We start from the raw sequence: 6,549 nt of genomic DNA on the forward strand, positions 1-6,549 counted from the left end.
TCACAAGAGAGGGAGGCGGGTACCTCAAAGTAGAGCATTCTGCGCCGTGGTGGCGATGTGCTCAAGTGGCACGACGAGCGACTGAACCGCTCGGTCGAATCAGGGCCTAAACTGCGATTTCGAACTACACAGGAGTGAGTACAGAATGAGCCGTATCGAGACAGACAGCCTGGGCCCGGTCGAAGTTCCTGAGGACGCCTACTGGGGTGCGCAGACCCAGCGTTCGCTGATCAACTTCGCCATTGGCAAGGAACGCATGCCCATCGCGGTGCTGCACGCCCTGGCGCTGATCAAGAAGGCCGCGGCACGCGTCAACGACCGTAATGGCGACTTGCCGGCCGACATCGCCCGGCTGATCGAGCAGGCCGCCGACGAAGTGCTGGACGGCCAGCATGACGACCAGTTCCCGCTGGTGGTCTGGCAGACCGGCAGCGGCACCCAGAGCAACATGAACGTCAACGAAGTGATCGCCGGGCGGGCCAACGAACTGGCCGGCAAGGGCCGTGGCGGCAAGGCACCCGTGCACCCCAACGACCACGTCAACCGCTCGCAGAGTTCCAACGACTGCTTCCCCACTGCCATGCACATTGCCGCGGCGCAGGCGGTGCACGACAAGCTGCTGCCGGCCATCGCCGAGCTGTCCTCGGGGCTGGCCGAGTTGTCGGCACGCCACCACAAGCTGGTGAAGACCGGCCGCACGCACATGATGGACGCCACGCCGATCACCTTCGGCCAGGAGGTGTCGGCCTTCGTCGCCCAGCTCGACTATGCCCAGCGCGCCATCCGCGCCACCCTGCCGGCGGTGTGCGAACTGGCCCAGGGCGGCACTGCCGTGGGCACCGGGCTCAATGCACCGCATGGTTTTGCCGAAGCCGTCGCCGCCGAGCTGGCAGCGCTGTCTGGCCTGCCATTCGTCACTGCGCCGAACAAGTTCGCCGCCCTCGCCGGCCACGAGCCGCTGACCAGCCTGGCTGGCGCCCTGAAGACCCTGGCCGTGGCCCTGATGAAAATCGCCAACGACCTGCGCCTGCTGGGTTCCGGCCCGCGCGCCGGGCTGGCCGAGGTACGCCTGCCGGCCAACGAGCCAGGCAGCTCGATCATGCCAGGCAAGGTCAACCCTACCCAGTGCGAAGCGCTGTCGATGCTGGCCTGCCAGGTGCTGGGCAACGATGCTGCAATCGGCTTTGCCGCCAGCCAGGGGCATTTGCAGCTGAACGTGTTCAAGCCGGTGATCATCCACAACCTGCTGCAGTCGATCGAATTGCTGGCTGACGGCTGCCGCAACTTCCAGCAGCACTGCGTGGCGGGCATCGAGCCGGATGCCGAGCAGATGGCGGCGCACCTGGAGCGGGGGCTGATGCTGGTAACGGCGCTGAACCCGCATATTGGCTATGACAAGGCGGCGGAAATTGCCAAGAAGGCCTATGGCGAAGGCAAGACCTTGCGCGAGGCGGCATTGGAGTTGAAGTACCTGACCAATGAGCAGTTCGACCAGTGGGTGAGGCCGGAGAACATGCTGGCCCCGGGGGGCAAGGGCTGAGTCGTGCACTGCCTTTACCGGCCCTTTCGCGGGTGAACCCGCTCCCACAGGATTACCACAAGGCTGAATATTGTAGGATCCCTGTGGGAGCGGGTTCACCCGCGAAGAGGCCGGTACAGGCGATCAATGAGCCTGGGCCAACCGCGCCCTGCGCGCCCGCCACCCGGCCACCAGCGACGGCCCCAGTGCCACCAGCGCCGAGCCCAGCACCACGGTCACCGCCCCCACATAACCCAAGGCATTGATGGCCTCGGCATGCACATACTCAGGCCACACCAACGCCGCCAGCGCCACCGCGACAAAGGTCACCAGCGGGGTCAACGCCAGCGTGGCACTCACCCGCGACGCCTCCCAGTGCGCCAGCGCCTCGGCAAACGCGCCATAGGCCACCAGGGTATTCAGGCAACAGGCCAGCAACAGCCAGCCTTGCACCGGGGTCAGCTGCAAGGCCTCCAACGGGTGGACCCAGGGCGTCAGCAGCGCGGCGCAGCCGAGGTAGATCACCATCATTACCTGCTGCGAATGCCACACAGTCAGCAGTTGCTTCTGGCTAAGCGCATAGAACACCCAGATGCTGGTGGCCAGCAGGATGGTCAGCACCCCGGTGGTATAGGCGCCGAGCGAGGTCAGCAGCTCTTCCAGGCGCTGGTTGAAAAACAGGCCAAACCCCGCCAGCAGGATCAGCAGGCCCACCCCCTGCCCCAGGCTGAAACGCTCGCGGAACACGAACACGCTGGCCACCAGCAACAGCACCGGGCCGATCTGCACGACCAGTTGCGCGGTGCCCGGGCTGAGCAGGTTGAGGCCGATCAGGTACAGCACGTAGTTGCCCATCAGGCCGAGCACGGCCACTAGCACCAGGCCTTTGCCCTTGGGCGTCAGTTTGCTGAGGGAAGGCAACCTGCGCTTGGCGGCCAGCCAGGCGAACAGCAGGCCGCCGGAGACCAGCAGGCGGTACCAGGTGACGGTGACCGGGTCGACCACTTGCAGCACCTGCTTGAGCTTGATCGGCAGGATGCCCCACAGCAGCGCAGTCAGAAGTGCCAGGAACAGGCCATAGCCCCAGCGGCCGGTAGTGGTATGCATAAAGTCCTCGATCAAGCCCGTGGTGGGGGTGATTGAATTCTACGGGCTTGGAGGGCGGAGACGGTGGCGGGTGCCGGGAAAAGAATTCATCAGGTCATTCTTCTACGGCATGGCTTGGCAGGTGTGCTGCCTGTTCTGGCCTCTTCGCGGGTAAACCCGCACCTCAGGAATATCACAGAGTCGAATTTTGTGTGATCCCTGTGGGAGCGGGTTCACCCGCGAAGAGGCCGGCACATGCAAACAGGAACTTCGATTATTTCTTGTCCCTGGCAAACGCCGCCTCAAGCGCCTGGTTGATGGTACGCAGTACCTTCACCCGCGCCCAGCGCTTGTCGTTGGCCTCCACCAGCGTCCACGGTGCGATCTCGGTGCTGGTGCGGTCGACCATGTCCCCCACCGCCTGGACATAGTCGTCCCACTTGTCACGGTTGCGCCAGTCATCCTCGGTGATCTTGTAGCGCTTGAACGGGATCTGTTCGCGTTCTTCGAAGCGCTCCAGCTGGGTCTGCTGGTCGATCGCCAGCCAGAACTTGACCACCACCGTGCCAGCATTCACCAACTGTTCTTCGAAATCGTTGATCTCGCTGTAGGCGCGCATCCAGTCAGCCGGGCTGCAGAAGCCTTCCACCCGCTCCACCAGCACCCGGCCATACCAGGAGCGGTCGAAGATGGTGAACTTGCCGCGCGCCGGAATGTGCCGCCAGAACCGCCACAGGTATGGCTGCGCACGCTCTTCTTCAGTGGGCGCGGCAATCGGCACGATGCGGTACTGGCGCGGGTCCAGCGCGGCGGCCACGCGGCGGATGGCACCGCCCTTGCCGGCAGCATCGTTGCCTTCGAACACCGCCACCAGGGCATGTCGGCGCATGTGCTTGTGGCGCAGCAGGCCAGCCAGGCGGGCCTGCTCGGTGACCAGTTGCTCCTGATAGTCGGCCTTGTCCAGGCGCAGGGTCATGTCCAGCGCACCGAGCAGGCTGCGCTGGTCGATACTGCGGCCCAGCGGGGCGACGTTGCCCTGATGCTTGCCTTTGGGGTTGTTGGCCAGTGCCGCCTGCAGGCTTTCCAGCAGGATGCGCCCTACCGCCAGGCTGCGGTAGTTCGGGTCGACGCCCTCGATGATATGCCAAGGCGCATAGTCGCGGCTGGTGCGGCGCAGCACGCGTTCACCAAAGCGCACGAAACGGTCGTAGGTTTCCGACTGCTGCCAGTCCAGCGGGCTGATCTTCCAGCTGTGCAGCGGGTCGTCTTTGAGCGACTTCAGCCTTGCCTTCATCTGCTTCTTGGACAGGTGGAACCAGAACTTGATGATCAGCGCACCTTCGTCGCACAGCATCTCCTCCAGCCGTTCGGCGCCGGTGATGGCCTGGTCGAGCACGGCATCCTTGAACACCCCGTGTACCCGCCCCTGCAGCATCTGGCTGTACCAGTTGCCGAAGAACACGCCCATCCGCCCCTTTGGTGGCAGCGCCCGCCAGTAGCGCCAGGCCGGTGGGCGGGCCAGCTCTTCGTCGGTCTGCTGGTCGAAGGTGAGCACATCGATCATGCGCGGGTCCATCCACTCGTTGAGCAGCTTGACCGTCTCGCCCTTGCCGGCGCCTTCGATACCGTTGATCAGCACGATCACCGGGAAGCGCGCCTGCTGCTTGAGTTCGTACTGGGCTTCGAGCAGGGACTCGCGTAAAGCGGGTACCTCGGCGTCATAAGCCTCCTTGTCGATGCTGTGGCCGATTTCAGCGGATTCGAACATGCACTGGCTCCTTCAATGGATAAGCAAGACTAGCGGATTTGAAGGCTTGTGCAGTACCTGTGGGAGCGGGCGTGCCCGCGAAGAGGCCGGCACAGCCTGCGCAAACGTCCCGGATGGCATAAAATCCGCCCATCCGCTGCAACCGAGCCAACCATGTCCACCCTCCTCCAGCACGCCCAGATCGACTGGGACGACCAGGGCCGCCCCCATTCGCGGCAATACAACGACGTCTATTTCGCGGTCAACGAAGGCATCGAAGAAACCAGGCACGTGTTTCTTGGGCAAACCCGCCTGGCCGAGCGCTTTGCCAACCTCGCCCCGCACACCTGCCTGGTGATCGGCGAAACCGGTTTCGGCACCGGCATGAACTTCTACTGTGCCTGGCAACTGTTCGAGCAACACGCCCACGCCGAGACCCGCCTGCATTTCGTCAGCGTCGAAAAGTACCCCCTCGGTCGCGACGACATGGCCCGCGCCATACGCCTGTGGCCGGAACTGGCGGCCTACAGCCAGCCCCTGCTGGAGCAGTACGTGGCAGTGCACCCGGGCTTCCAGCAGTTCACCTTCGACAACGGCCGGGTCACCCTCACCCTGCTGATCGGTGATGTGCTGGAACAGCTGCCGCAACTCGATGCGCAGATCGATGTGTGGTTCCTCGACGGCTTCGCCCCGGCCAAGAACCCCGACATGTGGACCCCGGAGCTGTTCGCGCAGCTGGCACGGCTGTCACACCCGGGCACGGTGCTAGGCACCTTCACCACTACCGGCTGGGTACGCCGCAGCCTGGTCGACGCCGGCTTCGCCATGAAGAAGGTGCCGGGCATCGGCAAGAAATGGGAAGTGATGAGCGGCGCCTACGTCGGCCCTGTGCCCAGCCCCGGCGCACCGTGGTACGCGCGCCCGGCTGCCGCAGCAGGGCCGCGTGAAGCACTGGTCATAGGCGCCGGGCTCGCCGGCAGCACAACCGCCGCCAGCCTGGCCCGGCGTGGCTGGCAGGTTACCGTGCTGGAACGCCACGATACCCCGGCACAGGAAGCTTCGGGTAACCCGCAAGGGGTGCTGTACCTCAAGCTGTCCGCCCATGGCACGGCGCTGTCGCAGATGATCCTGGCCGGTTTCGGCTACACCCGGCGCCAGCTGCAGCGCCTGCAACGTGGCCGCGACTGGGATGCCTGTGGCGTGCTGCAACTGGCCTTCGACAGCAAGGAAGCCGAACGCCAGGGCAAACTGGCCGCCGCCTTCGAACATGACCTGCTGCAGCCACTGGAACGTGCAGAGGCTGAAGCCATCGCCGGGGTGGCCTTGCCGGCGGGTGGCCTGTTCTATCCCGAAGGTGGCTGGGTGCACCCGCCGGCGCTGTGCGAGCAGCAGTTGCAGCACCCGGGTATTCGCCTGCTGACGCACCAGGAGGTGCTCGACCTGCGCAAAGTCGACGGGCAGTGGCAAGCCTGGGCTGGCGAACGCCTGCTGGCCAGCGCGCCGGTGGTGGTCCTGGCCGGTGCCGCCGACGTACAGCGCTTCGAGCCGTGCGCGCAGTTGCCACTCAAGCGCATCCGCGGGCAGATCACCCGCCTGCCGGCAACCGCCGAAAGCCGCGCGCTGCGAACCGTGGTGTGCGCGGAAGGCTATGTGGCACCGCCGCGCGGGGATGAACATACCCTGGGCGCGAGCTTCGACTTCCACAGCACAGACCTGGCGCCGACGGCGGCCGAGCACCAGGGCAACCTGGCATTGCTGGACGAGATCTCTGTCGACCTGGCCCGGCGCCTGGGCACCACCGAACTGGACCCCGGGCAATTGCAGGGGCGTGCGGCGTTCCGTTGCACCAGCCCGGATTACCTGCCGATCGTCGGGCCGGTGGCGGATGCGCAGGCGTTCGCCGAGGCCTACGCAGTGCTGGGCCGGGATGCGCGCCAGGTGCCGGATGTGGCCTGCCCCTGGCTGGGCGGGTTGTATGTGAACAGTGGGCATGGCTCACGCGGGTTGATCACGGCGCCGTTGAGCGGCGAACTGGTGGCGGCGTGGGTGTGCGGGGAACCGCTGCCGTTGCCACGGGCGGTGGCGGAGGCGTGCCACCCCAACCGGTTTGGGTTGCGTAAATTGATCCGCGGGAATTGATTGCATCGGGTGCATGCCGTTGAATTTGTTGTGGCTTGGAGACCGAGCGCCGCCCGCG

At 65.3% G+C, this 6,549-nt stretch carries 4 protein-coding genes; 2 read left to right on the forward strand and 2 right to left on the reverse strand.

What is annotated here, in order from left to right:
* Positions 1-145: 145 nt before the first annotated feature.
* Positions 146-1,540 carry a class II fumarate hydratase gene (locus tag M2S36_RS17850; RefSeq protein WP_207829105.1) on the forward strand — a complete coding sequence of 465 codons (1,395 nt, stop codon included), beginning with the start codon at positions 146-148 and terminating at the stop codon, positions 1,538-1,540.
* A gap of 123 nt (positions 1,541-1,663) precedes the next feature.
* Here the strand turns inward: M2S36_RS17850 and M2S36_RS17855 are convergent, their stop codons facing one another.
* Together M2S36_RS17855 and pap are read right to left on the reverse strand one after the other, a co-directional pair.
* Positions 1,664-2,626 carry a DMT family transporter gene (locus M2S36_RS17855; protein ID WP_207829108.1) on the reverse strand — a complete coding sequence of 321 codons (963 nt, stop codon included), beginning with the start codon at positions 2,624-2,626 and terminating at the stop codon, positions 1,664-1,666.
* A 253-nt stretch (positions 2,627-2,879) separates the two neighbouring features.
* Positions 2,880-4,373 (reverse strand): polyphosphate:AMP phosphotransferase, encoded by a 1,494-nt coding sequence (gene pap / locus M2S36_RS17860; protein WP_207829110.1) that lies wholly within the window; start codon positions 4,371-4,373, stop codon positions 2,880-2,882.
* A 153-nt stretch (positions 4,374-4,526) separates the two neighbouring features.
* Here pap and mnmC point away from each other — a divergent pair, with 153 nt between their 5' ends.
* A complete protein-coding gene (gene mnmC, locus M2S36_RS17865) occupies positions 4,527-6,491 on the forward strand; it encodes a bifunctional tRNA (5-methylaminomethyl-2-thiouridine)(34)-methyltransferase MnmD/FAD-dependent 5-carboxymethylaminomethyl-2-thiouridine(34) oxidoreductase MnmC (protein ID WP_333957532.1) in 1,965 nt (654 codons plus the stop codon).
* The last annotated feature ends 58 nt before the right edge of the window (positions 6,492-6,549 follow it).

The organism is Pseudomonas sp. SF2 (assembly GCF_036858055.1).
Lineage (GTDB): Bacteria > Pseudomonadota > Gammaproteobacteria > Pseudomonadales > Pseudomonadaceae > Aquipseudomonas.